Annotated in this window: 18 protein-coding genes and 1 pseudogene; 17 read left to right on the forward strand and 2 right to left on the reverse strand. The window is 48.7% G+C overall.

The genetic code is table 11. From position 1 onward, the window contains the following. The first annotated feature begins 9 nt into the window (after positions 1-9). From virB11 to AC2FCQ_RS23330, 9 genes are all read left to right on the forward strand, one after another. Positions 10-1,038 carry a P-type DNA transfer ATPase VirB11 gene (gene virB11, locus AC2FCQ_RS23290; RefSeq protein ID WP_201900560.1) on the forward strand — a complete coding sequence of 343 codons (1,029 nt, stop codon included), beginning with the start codon at positions 10-12 and terminating at the stop codon, positions 1,036-1,038. Beyond that, positions 1,025-1,429, forward strand: coding sequence for a cag pathogenicity island Cag12 family protein (locus AC2FCQ_RS23295; protein ID WP_057632604.1), 405 nt, complete (start codon positions 1,025-1,027; stop codon positions 1,427-1,429). Before virB11 ends, AC2FCQ_RS23295 begins: the two co-directional genes overlap by 14 nt. 103 nt (positions 1,430-1,532) lie before the next feature. Beyond that, a complete protein-coding gene (locus tag AC2FCQ_RS23300) occupies positions 1,533-1,838 on the forward strand; it encodes a conjugal transfer protein (RefSeq protein WP_057632606.1) in 306 nt (101 codons plus the stop codon). A 2-nt stretch (positions 1,839-1,840) separates the two neighbouring features. Further along, positions 1,841-4,063 carry a type IA DNA topoisomerase gene (locus AC2FCQ_RS23305; protein ID WP_201900562.1) on the forward strand — a complete coding sequence of 741 codons (2,223 nt, stop codon included), beginning with the start codon at positions 1,841-1,843 and terminating at the stop codon, positions 4,061-4,063. Positions 4,064-4,124: 61 nt separating this feature from the next. Further along, positions 4,125-4,568 carry an H-NS histone family protein gene (locus tag AC2FCQ_RS23310; RefSeq protein WP_032490886.1) on the forward strand — a complete coding sequence of 148 codons (444 nt, stop codon included), beginning with the start codon at positions 4,125-4,127 and terminating at the stop codon, positions 4,566-4,568. After that, complete coding sequence (locus AC2FCQ_RS23315; RefSeq protein WP_216982016.1) at positions 4,537-4,818, forward strand: hypothetical protein; 282 nt, start codon at positions 4,537-4,539, stop codon at positions 4,816-4,818. The genes AC2FCQ_RS23310 and AC2FCQ_RS23315 overlap by 32 nt, the downstream gene beginning before the upstream one ends. Positions 4,819-5,519: 701 nt before the next feature. Continuing rightward, positions 5,520-7,355 carry a type IV secretory system conjugative DNA transfer family protein gene (locus AC2FCQ_RS23320; protein ID WP_490309105.1) on the forward strand — a complete coding sequence of 612 codons (1,836 nt, stop codon included), beginning with the start codon at positions 5,520-5,522 and terminating at the stop codon, positions 7,353-7,355. Positions 7,356-7,364: 9 nt separating this feature from the next. Continuing rightward, positions 7,365-8,111 carry a MobC family replication-relaxation protein gene (mobC, locus tag AC2FCQ_RS23325; protein ID WP_050920188.1) on the forward strand — a complete coding sequence of 249 codons (747 nt, stop codon included), beginning with the start codon at positions 7,365-7,367 and terminating at the stop codon, positions 8,109-8,111. Continuing rightward, positions 8,104-8,616, forward strand: coding sequence for a phospholipase D family nuclease (locus AC2FCQ_RS23330; protein WP_490309106.1), 513 nt, complete (start codon positions 8,104-8,106; stop codon positions 8,614-8,616). The genes mobC and AC2FCQ_RS23330 overlap by 8 nt, the downstream gene beginning before the upstream one ends. A gap of 182 nt (positions 8,617-8,798) precedes the next feature. Here the strand turns inward: AC2FCQ_RS23330 and AC2FCQ_RS23335 are convergent, their stop codons facing one another. After that, positions 8,799-9,749: an ArdC family protein gene (locus AC2FCQ_RS23335; RefSeq protein ID WP_490309107.1), complete on the reverse strand. Its 951-nt coding sequence runs from the start codon at positions 9,747-9,749 to the stop codon at positions 8,799-8,801. Between the two features lie 573 nt (positions 9,750-10,322). Between AC2FCQ_RS23335 and AC2FCQ_RS23340 the strand changes: the two genes are divergently transcribed. From AC2FCQ_RS23340 to AC2FCQ_RS23375, 8 genes and pseudogenes are all read left to right on the forward strand, one after another. Beyond that, a complete protein-coding gene (locus AC2FCQ_RS23340) occupies positions 10,323-10,640 on the forward strand; it encodes a type II toxin-antitoxin system RelE/ParE family toxin (RefSeq protein WP_050110592.1) in 318 nt (105 codons plus the stop codon). 4 nt (positions 10,641-10,644) lie between these two features. Next, positions 10,645-10,956 carry an addiction module antidote protein gene (locus AC2FCQ_RS23345; RefSeq protein WP_050110594.1) on the forward strand — a complete coding sequence of 104 codons (312 nt, stop codon included), beginning with the start codon at positions 10,645-10,647 and terminating at the stop codon, positions 10,954-10,956. Between the two features lie 211 nt (positions 10,957-11,167). Next, complete coding sequence (locus AC2FCQ_RS23350; protein WP_490309108.1) at positions 11,168-12,724, forward strand: type I restriction-modification system subunit M; 1,557 nt, start codon at positions 11,168-11,170, stop codon at positions 12,722-12,724. After that, positions 12,721-13,911, forward strand: a complete 1,191-nt coding sequence (locus tag AC2FCQ_RS23355; RefSeq protein ID WP_490309109.1) for a restriction endonuclease subunit S — start codon at positions 12,721-12,723, stop codon at positions 13,909-13,911. The genes AC2FCQ_RS23350 and AC2FCQ_RS23355 overlap by 4 nt, the downstream gene beginning before the upstream one ends. A gap of 133 nt (positions 13,912-14,044) precedes the next feature. Then, the gene (locus AC2FCQ_RS23360; RefSeq protein WP_413481786.1) at positions 14,045-17,161 is read left to right on the forward strand and encodes an HsdR family type I site-specific deoxyribonuclease; all 3,117 of its coding nucleotides are present in this window, start codon (positions 14,045-14,047) and stop codon (positions 17,159-17,161) included. 165 nt (positions 17,162-17,326) lie between these two features. Next, positions 17,327-17,950 (forward strand): annotated as a pseudogene (locus AC2FCQ_RS23365) (recombinase family protein); the annotation flags it as partial. A gap of 520 nt (positions 17,951-18,470) precedes the next feature. Next, positions 18,471-19,091 carry a ParA family partition ATPase gene (gene parA / locus AC2FCQ_RS23370; protein WP_044715110.1) on the forward strand — a complete coding sequence of 207 codons (621 nt, stop codon included), beginning with the start codon at positions 18,471-18,473 and terminating at the stop codon, positions 19,089-19,091. Between the two features lie 38 nt (positions 19,092-19,129). Continuing rightward, on the forward strand, positions 19,130-19,357 hold the full coding sequence (locus tag AC2FCQ_RS23375; RefSeq protein WP_044715105.1) for a plasmid partition protein ParG: 228 nt from the start codon (positions 19,130-19,132) through the stop codon (positions 19,355-19,357). 15 nt (positions 19,358-19,372) lie between these two features. Here the strand turns inward: AC2FCQ_RS23375 and AC2FCQ_RS23380 are convergent. After that, a partial coding sequence (locus AC2FCQ_RS23380; protein ID WP_071528444.1) for an IS1 family transposase occupies positions 19,373-19,434 on the reverse strand: 62 nt, incomplete at its 5' end.

Raw genomic sequence — 19,434 nt, forward strand, 5'->3', positions numbered from 1 at the left:
GAGGGCATTATGGGCGTCAGTAACATTTCACTCGATCAGCATAAACAGCGCATGTTCGGGGATTTTCTTCACCTCGATGGCCTGACTGAAATCGCGGTAAACCGTCCCGGAGAGCTGTTTACCAAAATTCGCGGGGTGTGGCAAAAACACCCCGTTCCGCTCACGCTGGCACAGTGTCAGACGTTTGCCACCGCGCTTGCCAACTATCAGGGCGATCATATTGATGATACGTCGCCGGTGCTGTCCGCCACGCTCGAATCTGGCGAACGTTGCCAGGTGGTGATGCCTCCGGCTTGTGAGCGAGATACGGTGTCGATCACTATCCGCAAGCCTTCCCTGATACAAATTCCCCACCAGTCCTATATCGACGGCGGCTTTTACGACCGGGTCACGGGTAAGGAGAAAACAGCAAGCCATGATGACGAACTTTTACGTTTATACAATGCCGGAGCTATTCCCGCTTTTATGGAGAAGTGTGTCGAATATGGCAAGACCATCATCATCGTGGGCGGTACGGGGTCGGGGAAAACAACCTACCTGAAAACGATGATCGGGTATATCCCCGTCAACCTGCGACTGGTGACTATCGAGGACAACCCGGAGACGCGCTTTTACGGCCATGAAAATTACGTGCATCTTTTTTACCCCGCCGATGCGGGAGAAAAAGCCATTGTGACACCGGCCAGTCTGGTACGGGCAAACTACCGCATGAACCCTGACCGTATTTTACTGGCCGAGGTGCGCGGAGGTGAAGCCTGGGACTGTTTGAAAATCATCGGCTCGGGGCATGAGGGGCTGATCACCTCTTTGCACGCCGGTAGCCCGGAAGAAGCCATTAACGGGCTGGCGGAACGCTGTTATCAAAACATGGAATGCCAGAACATCCCCTATTCGGTACTGCTGCGTAAGGTATTGAACAGCGTTGATGTCATCGCCAGCATTGACGTGAGCGGCGATATTCGCCGCATGGGTGATATTTATTTTAAGCCGGTGCATCGCGCCGGTGTGATGGAGAATTTCAGGAATGAAACATTTTAAACCCCTGGTTGCACTCAGTGCATTGCTGGTACTCACGGGCTGCTCATCCCCGCCCGAACCGGCAGCCGTCGAGTGGGATAAACCCCTTTCGCCGACCAACAGCACATTGCCTTTATGGCAGGAAAATATGGTTGTTACACCGTCGCCGGTCGTGTCCGGGCAATGGTCGAGAGTGATCACGGATTTTCAGGATGAAGGGCAGATTTGGACGCCTGATGTCTGGTATGCCGTTGCTCATTCCCCACACGTTGCCGTCTCTGCGCCGGATGCGACCGCGTTCTTTGCTGCTAAAGCTTGGTTGAGACAACACGGTACACAAGGGCTTATCTCTTATCTTCCAAAAACTCACTGCCTGACCTGCAACACCACCGACATTTATTTTTCCCGATAACGGCGGTGAGACAGATTTTCAATCTGTTTTTCCGGCGTTGAACAACCAGAGGGCGTTAGCCGTCTTTTGTTTGTCTCAAAACCACCTCAAGGAATAAAACGTTATGAAAAAAACCGCAATCGCGGCGGCACTGCTGTGCCTGACCGCTGGCTTTTCTACGCCTTCATTTGCTTCAGACCCGTGTGAAGTTGTCCTGTGTATGTACGGCAAAGTGACGGGCAACAGCGGCGGCAGTGAATGCAGCAGTGCCGAAAAATCCTTTTTCAGTATTAACGCGTTTAAAAAGAAAGGCCGATTTGACCCATCGAAAACATCAAACATGCGTAAAGCGCTTTTGGGGGAATGCAAAGCCGCAGACCCGGCAGCTATAGCCAAGATCATCAGCCAATTCGGGCGAGTCAGGGGGTAATCATGAGACTTTTTATCGCAGAAAAGAAAGGATTGGGTGAAGTGATCGCCCTTGCCCTGGGCAACGGTGTAAACCGTGGCGGTTATATCGAATGTGGCACCGACGTGGTGACGTGGGGATCAGGCCACCTGCTCGAGCTGGTCAAGCCTGAAAGTCATAATCCCGCTTATGAAAAATGGAACGAGGCTGATTTACCGCTGAAACTACGCCCGCACCGCTACCAGCCGATTGAGCGCACCGCAGGCCAGTTTAAAACGGTGGCGGCGTTGATTGAAAAGGCGAGTGAGATTGTTCACGCTGGCGATCCCGATGCCGAAGGCCAGCTTTTAATTGATGAAATTTTGACGTACACCGGCACGAAAAAACCGGTGAAGCGCGTCCTTATCAATGACCTGAACACGGAGAAAGCGCGACAAGCGCTGACGCAGTTACGCGACAACAGCGAGTTTTACGGATTATCCCAAAGCGCATTAGCGAGAAGCGTTGGCGATCAACTCTTTGGCTTCAATATGACCCGTGGTTACACCCTCGCCGCCCGTAAAAAAGGCGGCAAAGATGTGTTATCGGTTGGTCGGGTACAAACACCGATACTGGGTCTGATCGTTCACCGTTATGAAGCCTTCAAAAACCATGCAGCAGCGTTTTATTACGCTGTCAGCGCCGGTTTTATGATTAACGGCTTTAACCTGACCCGTTGCGACGGAGGTGAGATACCGGCGAGATTTTCCGTACCAGACGATGCCCCTACGGACGATAAAAAACGCATTATCGATAAGCACTACGCTGATAATATTGCCAGTACTACACAGCACCAACCCGCCACGGTGACACAGGCACAGACCGAACCGAAAACCTCACCGGCACCGCTGCCCTTCTCGCTGTTAGATTTGCAGGTTCACATGAGCCGTGAGCACGGTCTGCCCGCTGAAAAAACGCTGGCCGTGACGCAATCGCTGCGCGATAACTTTAAGGCGATCACCTATAACCGCTCAGATTGTCGATACCTGAATGCCGAGCAGTTTAATGATGCCCCACAGACGATTGCGGCGGTGAGTGCAGCATTAAGCGAGACGTTTCCCCCGCAAGTATTGGCCGACCTCGACAGCAACAGAAAAAGCCGTGCCTTTAATGAAGGTAAAGTCGGTGCGCATACCGCGATTATCCCGACCGGCACCGCACCCGATACAGCAAAAATGAGCCAGGACGAACGCGCGGTATACACCGCGATCGCTACACAGTACCTGGTTCAATTCTTACCGGAAAAAACGTATCTGGCAGCCAGCGTCAGTTTTTGCGCAGCGGGCAATACCTTCACCGCCAGTGCCAGAAAAACAACGGGGATGGGCTGGACGGCGCTTTTACAAGAGAGCGACAGCGACGCTGAAAGCGGCGACGGCGAGAGTGAGCCAGGGAAAGATAATGGCGATGGCTTATTTTCCGTATTAACGGCACTAAGCGTGAACGATGCCGGAACCTGTAAAACCGTCACCGTTAAAGCGGAGAAAACCAAACCGCTGCCACTGTATACCGAAGCCACGCTGTTACGTGATTTACAGCGCGTGGCAAAATATGTGAAAGACCCGCGTATTAAAGCTTTATTAGTCAGCCGGGACAAAGACACTGAGGGGGAAAATGGCGGGATCGGCACACCGGCAACCCGCGCCGAAATGTTAAAAACCTTACTGAACCGCAACTTTTATACCGTGGAAAAAAAGAAGCTTATCCCCACGGACTTAGGCATCAGCTTTATTCATGCCCTGCCCTCCATCGCTACCGAACCCGATATGACTGCACTCTGGCACGAGCAGCAACAGCAGATCGAAAAGGGGAAAATGACCTGCGATGCGTTTTTAGACGAGCTGGAAATCTTTATTGCGGAGCAGCTTCAACACGTCGATGTCAGCGCAGTCAACGTGACGGCCAGCGATAAAGAAAAAAGTGAAAAGAGCCAGTTTGAGCGATTAAACGCACCCTGTCCGTCCTGCGGTAGCAGCATCATTGTGACCCCTAAAATATTCCGCTGTACTCAGTGCGACTTTAAAATCTGGCCGACAATGGCGGGTAAAAACCTGACCAAGAATCAGGTTGAAACCATCATCAGCAAAGGCAAAAGCGCAGAGATTAAAGGCTTTACCAGCAAAGCGGGTAAGCCGTTCTCGGCGTTCGTGGTGCTAAAAGATAAGGCCACCGGGCAAACTGCGTTTGAGTTTCCACCACGTAAATAAGCCTTTCACCTGTGTGGCGGCGTCATGCCGCCACACCCCATTAACTTAGGTAACTTTCATTATGTCAGACATTAAATATCAGGATGTTTACACCTACCTATCCTCTGGCCGCAACATGAAGCAGTTTATTAAACGTTGTGACTACGGACTATTAATCGACCTGCAAAACAAACTGGATATACATATCAGTGAGTGGGCAGCGCAGCAGGAAAAAGAACAAGAAGCCATTCAATTACGCAACGAAAAGCGCAGCGAATTGTTAGCACTGATTGTCAGTGAGGGTTTTTCACCCGAGGAATTAATAACCGTAGCGGCGATAAAAACAAGATCCCGCCGCCGGATGAAATATCAGTACAGAGACGGTGGCGCCATTAAAAAATGGTCTGGTGTTGGCCGGGTTCCGCGCTCAATTCAGGAACGGTTAAACTCAGGTGCAACGTTGGATGATTTTTTAATTGCAGAGGAAATCAAGAATGAAAACCAGAATAAAACACCACACAATTAAAAATGCTGTATATATAGCAGAGTCTGTTATTTCAAGAATGGAACATAGCGCAGGGCGACGCTGTGGTTTACACGATACTTTATACGACCAGTTTCTTTCCGAGGAAATACATAAATTCGCTGATAGCCTGAATAATGATGAACGGGATAAGTTTATAGAAATCGCCTCCACACTACATCCACACATAAAAGAATACGACTCATATAAAACAAATACTATATTAAACAAAATCCGCAAAGAGGAAATGTGACGTTATTTGTTTTAATCGTTCAATTTTGAAAAATTGCTAACGATAGTTTTAACTTATCGTTCAATTCAGAATGAATTGTTAACGGGAAGTGGATTGAGGCAGCTAAATTCAATTTTGAAAAAATTGTTAATTTGGCGTCGCCGAAACCACTAACGAGCGTTCACCCCCAGTGAACCGAGTTAGTTGGGGGGAGCCGAATAAATTTTGCCGCCCCAGCGAGCAAAAAGCTATCGCCCACGATAGCGCTTTATTTGGGGGGCATAGCCCCGCAAACCGTCCAAGCTTAGGAGCATTATTCGAGGAACGAGAATAATACGACTTTGCGCGTGACCACCCCCGTTACGAGTAGTGATTTCCGATATTTTGAGACGAAGGCGAAAAAATGGAGGTCAAAATCACTTCGTAACGGGGGTGGTCACGCGTAGCGTGGACGGTTTGCCGCACTTGACCTTTGGGGGTTTTGGCGTGGCGTCCAGCCGCGACATTACCCCCTTGTCTCATGAAATAAGGGCGTCCAGCCCGCATGTAATGGGACATGCTTTTATTGAGGGGACTCTAGCCCCCTCAGCATGCCCGCCTGCGGGCACAGTTTTAACGCTCTCAGATCCCCATGCAACTCGGTGAATCCACTCGGTGACAGCTTGTCACCGAGTGGATTCACCGAGACAGCTCACCGAAAGAAACCATTCAAAGGTTAAGACATGCTTAATAAAATCACAGAGAAGCTAATGCCAATAGTCGATAACGCCACGGCGTTCTTCGGCTATATGCAACAGCATCAGCTATTGTTAGCTTTATTATCAGGATTGACGTTGCCCTTTATTGTCCCGCTAAAGCGAGATGAGCATGAAAAAGCACCAATATGGCAACGAGTTATTATCTGCCTTTCACTTTTATGCTTTATATTTGGCACAATATCACCGGCCACCTCTTACGTCCTTCGCTTTCTATATCCGGCAAGGCTGGAAGTCAGTACGCCAGTAATTTTGTGGGCAATATTGATTTCATTTACTGTGGTCGGCGTGATATTTCATTACGTTGCACGCCGCGTTCTCTCACCAGAGATTGACAAACTCAAAAGGAAGATGGTTAAAAAAACCAGTCTGGAAAGAAATACGCGCACTGATGTGCGAGAAATAAAAGCATTGTTGCCCACAACTGAAAAATATGACCCCGAGAAATTCATTGATTTAACAAAAGGCGTTTTTATTGGCCTCAATGAAAAAAGAGACCCTCAATATATTCCGCTCAGTGACTGGCAAAAACAACATGCGGATGTCATTGGTACGACGGGCGCAGGTAAAGGAGTAGCAACAGGGTTACTTATTTACCAAAGTATTTTAGCCGGTGAAGGTGTTTTTGAAATGGATCCAAAAAATGATGAATGGGCACCTCATTTAATAAGGAAAGCGTGTGAAGATGCAGGAAAACCATTCTACCTAATTGACCTAAATAGGCCGGAATACCAGCTAAATCTTATCGACGGAATTACAGCAGAACATTTAGAGGAGCTTTTTATTGCTGGATTTAGCCTGGCTGAAAAAGGCGAAGCCGCCGACTTCTATCGTATCGACGACCGCAGAGCTGCACGCGCTACCGCACAATTAATTAATGAAAACCCAACCGCTACGATCCGCGATTTATTCAACAGCGATTTCGTGCAGAGCATTGCCGAAACGATTAAAGGATTTTTCGGTAAAATAGAGGAGCTAGCTTTATTAAACTCCATTAATGCCCCAGATGGGTTGGCATTAAAAAAGATTTTTGACGACGGCGGTTGCTGTTACATCATCGGTTCAATGCGCAACAGTAAAGTGATCGCAACTCAACGCATGATTTTAGTGCGGTTAATGCAGCTTGCTGAGTTACGCGACCGAATCAATACCACGCCACGCCCGATTGCTATTCACCTGGCCGAACTAAAATACCATTTATCACGACCTGCGCTTGAGGGTTTAGGCGCTGCCCGAGATAAAGGCGTGCATATCATTATGGATCACCAGTCCGTTGCCGACCTCCGCGACTGCCCCGCCGATTTAAACGGCGACGCCGTGGTGGGTGCCGTAGTGGAAAACGCCAAATTTAAACTGGTTTATAAACTGCAAGACCCCGACACCGCGTTATGGGTGGCGAAAATGTCCGGTACGATTTTAGTGGACGATGAAAGTCGCAAAGCAAAAACCAATCGGGTACTGACCGAAGTAATAGACGACGAGCGCACAATCCGACAGGCCGAGCGTTTTTATATCGACAGCAACATGCTGTTAAACCTGCCTCCGTTCGTCAGCTATATTTTCACGGCCACAGAGTTACCCCGAGCCTCCCTTATCTCACCCTTGAAAGTGAAAAAACAGCCGCTACAGGTTTATGACGTCACGCCGATCACACCCATATCGATTAAAAAGCCGCTCGATTTTACTGAAGCACCCGCAACCCAGACGGCACCCGTTTTAGTGGCGGCAGAAAAAAACAGAACAGCCGAGTTAGCACCGGTTGAGCTGGTTGTTGAAACGTCTTCTTTTGATTTTGATGAATAAGGGAATGCCATGTTGATAAGTAGCGATAAAGAACGCAAAGGCCGTAACAGTGAAAAAATGGCACAGCTTCTTAATTTTTTGAAAGAAGAAACCTACAGCGATTTTGACACGCTAAAACAACTCTTTAGGTATAAGGCACATCAACCGCTTTACCTTCTGCTCGATAAACTGGAAGGAATGGGGCTTATTCAAAAATATGTTTTCGTCTCTCGCCTCGGCAGTCTCACGCTGTGGGGAATAACCCAGGATGGGATCGCCGTCGTACTCAGCCCCGAAGACAAGATTTTCCCCGCCCGATTTGAACCGGCGAAGTTAAAAGGCTGGAGCCTCGATCATCATCTGGATAACCAACTGGTACACCTGACGCTGGCACAAAAAGGCGCGACGGACTGGATTAATGGCGACCGTAACACCTTTTTAAATCAGTTTAAGGTGAAGCACCGGCCTGACGGATTAATTACGCTGCCAAATGGCAAACGGATCGCCATTGAAACGGAACGTAGCTTAAAAACGAAAGCACGCTATCAGCAAATTATCGCCAGTCACCTGAGAGCGCGAACGGAAAACCTCTGGTTTTTCGTTTTCTACATTGTGCCGGATGAGCAAAAGAAACGGGCATTAATGTTGCTGTTCGACACGATAAAGCAGGTTATCGAAAACAGCCAACATGTCATGCTGGAAGCGAAGCACCGTAACGTATTCCGCTTTTATACAATGGATGAACTAAAAGCCCTGGAGTTAACAACCTATGCTTAAAATTACTCTGCCTGCCCTTCTCCTGGTTGTTTTCCCGGCATTTGCCGCCCCCACCGTCAGCGTAGGTTTTTCTCCGTCACATACCGCACTGCAAAACGTTCTGTCGGTGGTCAATGACGCCTCAACGTCACTTGATGTTGAGGCGTATAGCTTCACCAGTAAGCCCATCGCGACGGCCATTATTGCCGCGCAAAAAAGGGGGGTTAGTGTCCGGGTTGTCGCCGATGAGAAAGCGAACGGTGACCGTTATTCAGCGGTCACTTACCTGGCAAATAATCATGTTGCGGTACGTCTTAACAGTCGTTACGCCATCATGCACAACAAAGTGATGATCGCAGATGGCAGCACAGTACAAACAGGGTCATTTAATTACACGGCCAGCGCAGACAGCCGCAACGCAGAAAACAGCATAGTGTTAAGAGGCGTTCCGCAGATCGCGGCTCAGTATGAGAAAGAATTTAATCGCCTGTGGGCAGAAAGCGAAGTTTTAGCACCGGCCTATTAAATGTCGGCAATTTTAGCCAGCACTTACGCCCTACCCTCGGCATTGTCCACATACCCACAATCGACCTCTACCGGCTTGCCCCGCCGGTAGAGGCGCTCCCGTTCGCGGGGCGGCTTGTTGGCCTCCCCGCTTCACTGGCTTCTCTCATGTGGATATATGGGCAATGCTCTCTTCCGTTCCCCTCAAAATCCCATCAAATAACGATGCGCTTTAGATGCGGCACTGGCCGCTTTGAAAATGTAGCGTTTATCGTCTTTCAGTGATTTCAGCCACGATGCAATATAGCTTTCGTGCTGAACCTCTCCCGCAACGCCTAAATCAGCCATCAGGAACGCGCTTCCAAGTTCGGCGATCAGTTCTTCAAAGGCGTACCCTTCAGATCCAAACTTCCCTTTCATTTCACGATTTAAACGGCTTTTCGCCCCACTCCAGTGCGTCAATTCATGCAATCCGGTAGCGTAAAAATTCGCAGCATCGGCAAACAAATGACGCTCCGGCAACCAGATTTCATCCGTTAGCGGTTTAAAAAATGCCTGTTGGCCACGTTCTGTAATGTTCGCGCCTGTACGCTGGAACAGTGCTTCAACCTGCGGCAGCGGATCAAACTCTCCTACGGCCAGTGGTTCAATCTCGGCGCCCATTTCCAGCCCGTCGATTTGCTCAACATTAAACACGGTAAAAGTTTTCAGCATAGGGATTTTTTCAATCTCGCCATCCTCAGCTTCTTTTTCCAGAGTCTTGTAAAAGATGGCTGTAGTACCATGCTCACCCTTACGAACCTGTGCGCCCTGCTCCTGAGCCTGTTTGTAGGTCAACCAGCGAGAATCATTAAACCCCTGCTTTGCTGCACTGCACCATAACAGCATGATATTCATCCCGCTGTAGGCTGTGCCGGTGGTGAAGTTTGACGGAATACCTGACACCGCACCGTTACGCTTCCACGGACACACCCACGGTTTAACACCCATTTCTAACGCTTCGATGATGCTGTCAGTCACCACCTGGTAAACATCTGGTTTGGCCTTGCCCTTAGAAAATTTCGTTTTTGAGGAGCCTGACTGCTCCAGCGGGGATACGCTGGTCGCCGGTGCGGGATTAGGGGCGCTTGTCTGGGTATGCAGGTTCATAGTCATGGTTGTTTCTCCGTCAGTGTGAATTTCGTCTTCGTATCGCCTGACGGTTCGGCCTCCCTGGAATCGTTCTGGTCAGCAAGGGCGCGAAGCGGCTATGCATTACCTTGCTGACCAGGATGTGACGGGGAACGATTACCGGAAGCTGATATGAAGAAGAAAGGCTCACAGGAGAAAATGACGGCGAGCATACCCGGACTTAGCGCCCCTTATGCCGTAGTGGTGAAATGCTGTTATGCCAGCGATGGAAACCCGGAGGGATGAAACAGCTCGCCTGGCTCAATGCGGAAACACGACATAGCGCCCGGACGGCTTACGTTATATAGGGGGTTAGCGTGAAATGCGGAAATGGTCCTACGTTAAGCGATTTAAGCTTAACGGGTGATTTCGTTCGATTGAGCGGGAACCCTCGACCGTAAGAACCGTTAAAAATGCAACGCCTCATGAAAAGACTGACTAGGCCGCGAAACGCTAAATGACGCTGATGCTAAAAACAGGAATATTTATGATCATGATTTACTCCTGTAGCTTTTACAGTACAATATAGCTCTATAGCCTATAAGATACAAAATAGCGATGACTACGATCAGGCATTACCTCACGGCAGATGAACGTGATGTATTCATGGAGTTTTTAAAAGACATTCGTGACCCGATAGCCAAGGCAAAAATCGCGTCACGCGTGAACAGGATGGCATCCGGTAACTTTGGCGACCATAAGCCCTGCCGGGAGGGCGTCTGGGAACTGCGTATTGATCAGGGGCCGGGATACAGGGTGTATTACAGCCTGGTTGGACATGAGATTGTACTGCTGCTATTGGGCGGGGATAAAAAAACCCAAAATGCAGATATAGACCAGGCGATTGTGTGCCTGAACGACTATTTGATGAGGTGACCTGATGACTAAATCCCGTTTACATGACGATGCGATGGTGCAGCTTCTCCGTGAAGACCCGGAATTTGCGCAACACTATCTGCATCAGGCCTTTGCTGATATCGATGACGAGGGAGGGCAGCAGGCCTTCCTGGCGGCGTTGCGTCATGTGGTTGAGGCCAGAGGTGGAATGAGTCTGGTGGCAGAGCGAGCGGGTGTTTCCCGGGAAACACTTTATCGAACGCTTTCACCTAAAGGTAATCCCACGTTGAAAACGCTCCGCCGTGTTGTGTCTGCTACCGGTTTCCCGTTCTCTCATCTGGCAACAGCACCCTGATTTTCTGGTTACCTTACCCCCTGAAGTCCGCTATATGCGGGCTTTTCGTTATGTAACACGTTGAGCGCACAAGTCTCATGGCGCTAAATACGCCCCAGTACTGAAAAAGCAGGCACACATCAGCCCCACGCCCTTAATTGATAAAGATATCCGTACATCCGGGTAAACCGTAAAATCACAAAAAATAACGTATTCAGAAGAGACATAATCAATGACCAGTATTCAGCAGCGCGCAGAGTTACATCGTCAAATCTGGCAAATTGCCAATGATGTCAGAGGGTCGGTCGATGGATGGGATTTCAAGCAGTATGTCCTGGGCGCACTCTTCTATCGTTTTATTAGCGAAAACTTCTCCAGCTACATCGAAGCCGGTGATGACAGTGTTCACTATGCAATGCTTGATGACAGCATCATTACCGATGACATCAAAGACGATGCCATCAAAACAAAAGGCTATTTTATTTACCCAAGTCAGCTGTTCAGCAACGTAGCGGCGAAAGCCAATACCAACGACAGGCTGAACGCCGATTTAAACAGCATCTTTGTCGGCATTGAAAGTTCTGCCTACGGTTATCCGTCTGAGGCTGACATCAAAGGCCTGTTTGCCGATTTTGACACCACCAGTAACCGACTGGGTAATACCGTTAAAGATAAAAACACCCGTCTTGCTGCCGTGCTGAAAGGCGTTGAAGGCTTAAAGCTGGGTGACTTTGATGCGCACCAAATTGACCTGTTCGGTGATGCCTACGAGTTCCTGATTTCCAACTATGCGGCAAATGCCGGCAAGTCAGGCGGCGAGTTCTTTACGCCACAGCATGTCTCTAAACTGATTGCCCAACTGGCGATGCACGGTCAGACCCACGTTAACAAAATCTATGACCCGGCGGCAGGCTCTGGCTCATTGCTGTTACAGGCGAAAAAGCATTTTGATAATCACATCATCGAAGACGGCTTTTTCGGGCAGGAGATTAACCATACGACCTTTAACCTGGCACGTATGAACATGTTCCTGCACAACATCAACTACGACAAGTTTGATATCAAGCTGGGGAATACGCTGACTGAGCCGCATTTCGGTGATGAGAAACCCTTTGATGCGATTGTCTCTAACCCGCCTTACTCGGTGAAATGGATTGGCAGTGATGACCCGACGCTGATTAACGATGAGCGTTTTGCACCCGCTGGCGTGCTGGCACCAAAATCCAAAGCCGACTTTGCCTTTGTGCTTCATGCGCTGAACTATCTCTCTGCCAAAGGCCGTGCAGCAATTGTCTGCTTCCCGGGTATTTTCTACCGTGGTGGTGCTGAGCAAAAAATCCGTCAGTATCTGGTCGATAACAACTACGTTGAGACCGTGATTTCACTGGCACCCAACCTGTTCTTTGGCACCACCATTGCAGTCAACATCCTGGTGCTGTCAAAACATAAGACCGAAACCAGCGTGCAGTTCATTGATGCCAGCGGTCTGTTCAGGAAAGAAACCAATAACAACATCCTGACCGAGGCGCATATCAAAACGATTATGCAGGCCTTTGACAGCAAAGCAGATACTGACCATCTGGCGAAATCCGTGCCGCTTGAGGCGGTTGCTGCCAATGACTATAACCTGTCAGTCAGCAGCTATGTGGAAGCTAAAGATACCCGTGAAATTGTCGATATCACCGAGCTGAATGCCGAGCTGAAAACCACCGTCAGCAAAATCGACCAGTTGCGCAAAGACATCGATGCGATTGTGGCAGAAATTGAAGGCAGCGAGGCACAGGTATGAGCGGGCTGAGTTATCTGGAAAAACTGCTGGATGGGGTTGAGGTGGAATTGTTGCCATTAGGCAGCATAACAACGATTAAAACTGGTCAATCTGTAAATAAAAATATGATTTCAGATAATCCCGGCGAATATCCTGTAATTAACAGTGGTCGCGAACCATTAGGATTTATAGACATTTGGAATACCGATAATGACCCAATGGGTATAACTACCCGGGGGGCTGGAGTTGGTTCTGTCACGTGGCAAGATGGAAAATATTTCAGAGGAAATCTCAATTATTCCGTTACGATAAGTAAAGAACAAAGTGTTAGTGTGAGATATTTGTATCATCTCTTGCTTGAGATGCAAAAGGAAATACAGGAGCTATGCACTTTTGACGGCATACCTGCTTTGAATGCTAGTAGTTTGAAGAAGTTACTAATCCCAATCCCCTGCCCGGGCAACCCAGAAAAGTCCCTCGCCATTCAGTCTGAAATCGTCCGGATTCTGGATAAATTTACCGCCCTTACCGCTGAGCTTACCGCTGAGCTTACCGCTGAGCTTACCGCACGTAAAAAACAGTACAACTACTATCGTGACCAGTTGCTGAGTTTTAACGAGGGTGAGGTTGAGTGGAAGACATTGGGTGAAATAGCTCAATATTCAAAAACCAGAATTAGTTTTGAACAACTGGATGAGACAAATTATGTTGGTGTCGATAATCTTCTGCAAAACCGGGCTGGCAAGACATCATCCAACCATGTACCAACATTAGGCAAACTAACGGAATTTCGCCTCAATGACATATTGATTGGAAATATCCGTCCATATTTGAAAAAAATTTGGCAGTCTGACTGTGTCGGTGGAACCAGTGGTGATGTATTAGCTATTCGATGCATTCATAGCTCAATAAATCCAAGTTATTTGTATCATGTTTTAGCTGATGACAAATTCTTTGAATACAATATGCAACACGCCAAAGGTGCAAAAATGCCACGTGGTAGCAAAGAAAATATCATGAAATATCCAATACCTATCCCTGATCAAGCCGAGCAAGCACGTATAATTAATATTCTCGATAAATTCGACGCTTTGACCAACTCCGTCAGTGAAGGCCTCCCTCGCGAAATCGCCCTGCGCCAGCAGCAGTACGAATACTATCGCGACTTGCTGTTCAGCTTCCCCAAGCCTGCTGACGTCGCTAACTGATACCGACAGGCCTGAAACAACTGCCCGGTCAGCGTTCTGTTTCTGACCGGGATTATCTTTTATCACTTTTTCCTTTCCGGCAGTGTGATATGCCTTACTGCCGGTTTTGCCCCACGGGCACACAGGATGCGCTATGACCCAACAGACACACACCGTCGCCGAGACTAATCACTTCATTGTCCTCGATAAATATACCAAAGCCTGGGAAGCCGCTGACAGCTACCAGAGCGAGTCTGACCTGGAGCGCGAGCTGATTCAGGACCTGCGCAATCAGGGCTATGAGCTTGTCTCGCTGCCCTCGCAGCAGGCCATGCTGGCCAACGCGCGAATGCAGATTCAGGCCCTGAATGGTGTGACGTTTAACGACGGGGAGTGGCGGCGCTTCTGTGAGCAGTATCTGGACAGCCCGAGTGACAGCAGCCTCGACAGAACCCGTAAAATCCATATCGACTACATTTGTGACTTCACCTTTGATAACGGCCAGCTGGAAAACGTTTACCTGATTGATAAAAAGAATCTGGTGCGCAACAAGGTGCAGGTCACCCAGCAGTTCGAGCAGGCCGGCACGCACGCTAACCGCTATGATGTCACGATACTGGTCAATGGCCTGCCGCTGGTCCAGGTTGAGCTTAAAAAACGCGGCGTGGCCATTCGCGAAGCCTTTAATCAGATACACCGCTACAGCAAAGAGAGCTTTAACAGCGACACCTCCCTGTTCAAATACCTGCAACTCTTTGTCATTTCCAACGGCACCGATACCCGCTACTTTGCCAATACCACCAAGCGGGATAAAAACAGCTTCGACTTTACCATGAACTGGGCGAAGTCCGACAATACACTGATAAAAGACCTCAAAGACTTTACCGCGACCTTTTTCCAGAAACATGCCCTGCTGAATATCCTGTTTCACTACAGCGTGTTTGACAGCAGCCAGACGCTCCTGGTCATGCGGCCCTATCAGATTGCGGCGACGGAGCGCATTTTATGGAAAATCAACAGCGCTTTTGCCGCAAAAGGCTGGTCAACACCGGAAGCTGGCGGGTTTATCTGGCACACCACGGGGTCAGGCAAAACCTTGACAAGTTTCAAGGCCGCACGGCTTGCCACCGAGTTGGACTTTATCGATAAGGTGTTCTTTGTGGTTGACCGTAAGGACCTCGATTACCAGACCATGAAAGAGTACCAGCGCTTCTCTCCGGACAGCGTCAACGGCTCGGACAACACCGCCGGCCTGAAGCGCAACCTGGAGAAAGATGACAATAAAATCATCGTCACCACGATTCAGAAGCTTAACAACCTTATGAAAGGGGAAGCCAACCTGCCGGTGTACCGCCAGCAGGTGGTGTTTATCTTTGACGAGTGCCACCGCAGCCAGTTCGGCGAGGCGCAAAAGAACCTGAGCAAAAAGTTCTCACGCTATTACCAGTTTGGCTTTACCGGTACGCCGATTTTCCCGCAAAACGCACTGGGAGCAGAAACCACGGCCAGCGTGTTCGGTCGCGAGCTGCACGCCTACGTCATTACCGACGCCATCCGGGACGAGAAGGTGCTGAAGTTCAAGGTGGACTACAATGATGTCCGGCCTCAGTTTAAGGCGCTGGAAACCGAAACCGACGAGAAGAAACTCAGCGCGGCTGAAAATCAGCAGGCCTTTTTACACCCGCGCCGTCTTGAGGAAATTACCCGCTATATCCTGACCCACTTTCGCCAGAAAACACACCGCACCTTTCCCGGTGCAAAAGGTTTTAACGCCATGTTTGCCGTCAGCAGCGTGGATGCGGCCAAAGCCTATTATGACGCCTTTAAGCAGTTGCAGCAGGGCACCGACACGCATATTGATGTCCGTAAGCCACTCAGGGTAGCGACTATCTACTCCTTTGCCGCCAATGAAGAGCAGAATGCGGTCGGTGACATTACCGATGAAAGCTTTGATGTCAGTGCAATGAACAGTAGCGCCAAAGAGTTTCTTGATGCCGCTATCGATGACTATAACGGTTATTTCAAAACCAATTTCAGTACCGACAGTAATGGCTTCCAGAACTATTACCGCGACTTAGCACTGCGCGTGAAAAATCAGGATATCGACCTGCTGATTGTCGTGGGGATGTTTTTAACCGGCTTTGATGCCCCGACCCTGAATACCCTGTTTGTGGATAAGAACCTGCGTTATCACGGGCTGATGCAGGCCTTCTCACGCACTAACCGTATTTATGATGCCACCAAGACCTTTGGTAATATCGTGACCTTCCGTAACCTGGAGCATTCAACGGTTGACGCTATCACGCTGTTTGGCGACAAGAACACCAAAAACGTGGTACTGGAAAAGAGCTACAGCGAGTACATGGAAGGCTTTAACGATATCGTCACCGGTGAGGCGAAGCGTGGCTTTATGACGGTGGTATCAGAACTGGAAAGTCAGTTCCCTGACCCGGCCAGTATTGACAGCGAGAAAGAGAAGAAAGCCTTTGTGAAGCTGTTTGGTGAATATCTGAGAGCAGAAAATATTCTGCAAAACTATGACGAATTTACCACCCTGAAAGCGCTCCAGAAGGTTGATACCAGCAACCCGGAGGCACTGGAAACCTTCAAAGCCGAGCATTATCTCGATGATGAGAAGCTTGCGGAATTACAGACCATCCGCCTTCCTGCCGAGCGTAAAATTCAGGACTACCGTTCATCCTACAATGACATACGTGACTGGCAGCGGCGCGAAAAAGCGGCGAATGACAAGGATAACTCAACCACCGACTGGGATGACGTGGTGTTTGAGATTGATTTGCTGAAGTCTCAGGAAATCAATCTGGACTATATCCTCGGCCTGATATTCGAGCACAACAAGCAAAACAAGGGCAAAGAGGCCCTGACCGAAGAAGTCAGACGCCTTATCCGTTCAAGCCTGGGCAGCCGCGCCAAAGAAGGGCTGGTTATTGATTTTATTCAGCAGACGAACCTGGATGAACTGCCGGACAAGGCCGGAATTATTGATGCGTTCTTCACATTTGCTCAGCGCGAACAACAGCGTGAAGCTGAGGCGCTGATAAAAGAAGAGAACCTGAACGAAGAAGCAGCAAAGCGCTATATCCGCACGTCACTGAAACGGGAATACGCCACCGAAAATGGCACTGAGTTAAACGAGACGCTACCCAAGCTAAGTCCGTTAAACCCGCAGTACAAAACGAAAAAACAGTCTGTTTTCCAGAAAATAGGGGCATTTATTGAGAAGTTCAAAGGCGTGGGTGGGCAGATCTGACTCCCGTCAGTGGAGGGGGCGTTTTTCCCTACTCCACTCCGTCTATTCGGTAAAGCTTTAATAGTTCGATTTATCGGTACTGTATAGGTATACCTTCCTCGTACCACTGCAAGCTGGTACTGTTTAAACACACACGACACACTTAAACAGAACCGGTTCTCAAAAATGACCCAAACAGTACCGACCTGCTTTGTTCGCGCTTATCTTCGTGCCTCCACGTCCGAACAGGATGCATCACGAGCACGTAGCTCTATCGATACTTTCGCCACTGAGCACGGGCTGGCCATCTGTAACTATTATATTGAAAATGAGTCAGGTTCACGCCTGGAACGTCCTGAGCTTTTCCGGCTGCTGAAAGACTGTCGGCAGCGCGACATCTTACTTATTGAAGATGTTGACCGCCTTTCACGACTGGCCGGGAATGACTGGATCACGCTCAAGAAAATGATTGCCAGGAAAGATATAAGAGTCGTGGCCGTTAATGTTCCCACTACCTGGCTGCATTTATCTCCGGGGCTGACCGATTTTGATAACCGGATGTTTTCGGCCATCAATGACATGCTGCTCGATATGCTGGCCGCAGTGGCCAGACGCGACTATGAGCAGCGGCGGGAACGCCAGAAACAGGGGATCGCCAAAGCAAAAGCTGAGGGCAAATACCAGGGCAGAAAGGTTAACCAACATCGCTATGATGCCATTAACCGGCTGCTGGCCAGCGGCAGCTCCTGGAGCCAGGTTCAGAAGACCATCAATTGCAGTCGTGGCACCATTAGCCGGGCGATTAAACAGTGTCCCCCAGTTACAGCCCTCCCCTCTCTTTCCGGGCAGTCTGAGAGTGCTACCGCATTTTCCGTGACAGCCACACTGTGGGTGCCGGTGCAGAACGGCAGCAAATTTACCCGTGGGAAGAAAAAGGTCAGAGAAGATATTGCCTGGCTGGTTGAGTGCGACTATGACGGAAAGGTGTTGGACAACAATGAGTACAGCCTGATTTTTACGTATAGCGATGAGGCCGATTTGAAAGAGCAGATTGACGAACTTTTCGACGAGATATACCGCACAGCTGAGATACGTAACTGCGTGGTCGATGATATGACGCTAACCAATGATGCAACTAATCAGGGCTGGAATGAATACGATGGAGGTTGGCAATAATCTATTGAGAGAAGCCTAAACCAAAATTCCCGCCAGTTCCAACACTCAAAAAAAACACTCATATACTCATTTACACATAAAAAACACATTTACTCATTTGTGTTTTTGTGTATAATTAAACTCAAATGAGTAAACACACAAATGAGGTTTAGACATGAAAATTATCGCGTTCCTCAACCCTAAAGGTGGCTCCGGTAAAACGACTGCAACAATCAACGTCAGTAGCTGCCTTGCCAGTTCGGGTAAAAAAATTGCAGTTGTAGATACAGACCCACAGATGAGCCTGACTAACTGGAATAAAGCAGAGAAAGCAGCATTCGATGTTTACACCGCAGCATCAGAGAAAGACGTTTACCAGGTAAGAAAAGATCTGGCTGAATATGACTTTGTGATTATTGATGGAGCCGGTTCTCTGTCAGTTATTACTTCCGCAGCGGTGATGGTCAGCGACCTGATTATCATCCCGGTAACACCCAGCCCTTTGGATTTTTCCGCTGCCGGTTCTGTCGTCACGGTACTGGAAGCCCAGGCTTATAATCGTCCGGTAGAAGCTCGATTCCTCATCACACGGAAAATCGAACAAGCCACCATGCTTAACGTTCTGAAAGATAGCATTGCTCAGACGGGTATTAAGCCGTTTAAAACTGCGATCACACAACGCCAAAGTTACGTTAAATCCGTCATGGAGGGTGAGAGCGTTTTCGATACCAACGATGGAGCAGCAAAGGGCGAGATAGCCATTCTGACGCGAGAAATACTCGAATCATTTGAGTAAAAACTCATATACTCATTTCAGCATATTAGAGGTTATGTATGGCACTAACTAAGCAACATACATCAAAAACAATGAGTTTCGGTGAGCATCGAGATCTTGAAAAAGTCGTCAATAGCACACCCACGGGAAAGCAAAAGAGAGTCAACGTTAACTTTGATGAAGAGATACATACCCGCTTCAAAGCTGCGTGTGCAAAACAAGGTACATCTATTACTGATGTGATAAAGGATTTGGTCGATAATTGGCTGAAAGAAAATGACAAGTAAGGTAATGACTCCAACTTATTGATAGTGTTTTATGTTCAGATAATGCCCGATGACTTTGTCATGCAGCTCCACCGATT

The organism is Serratia sp. CoH_134_PS_4 (assembly GCF_058190535.1).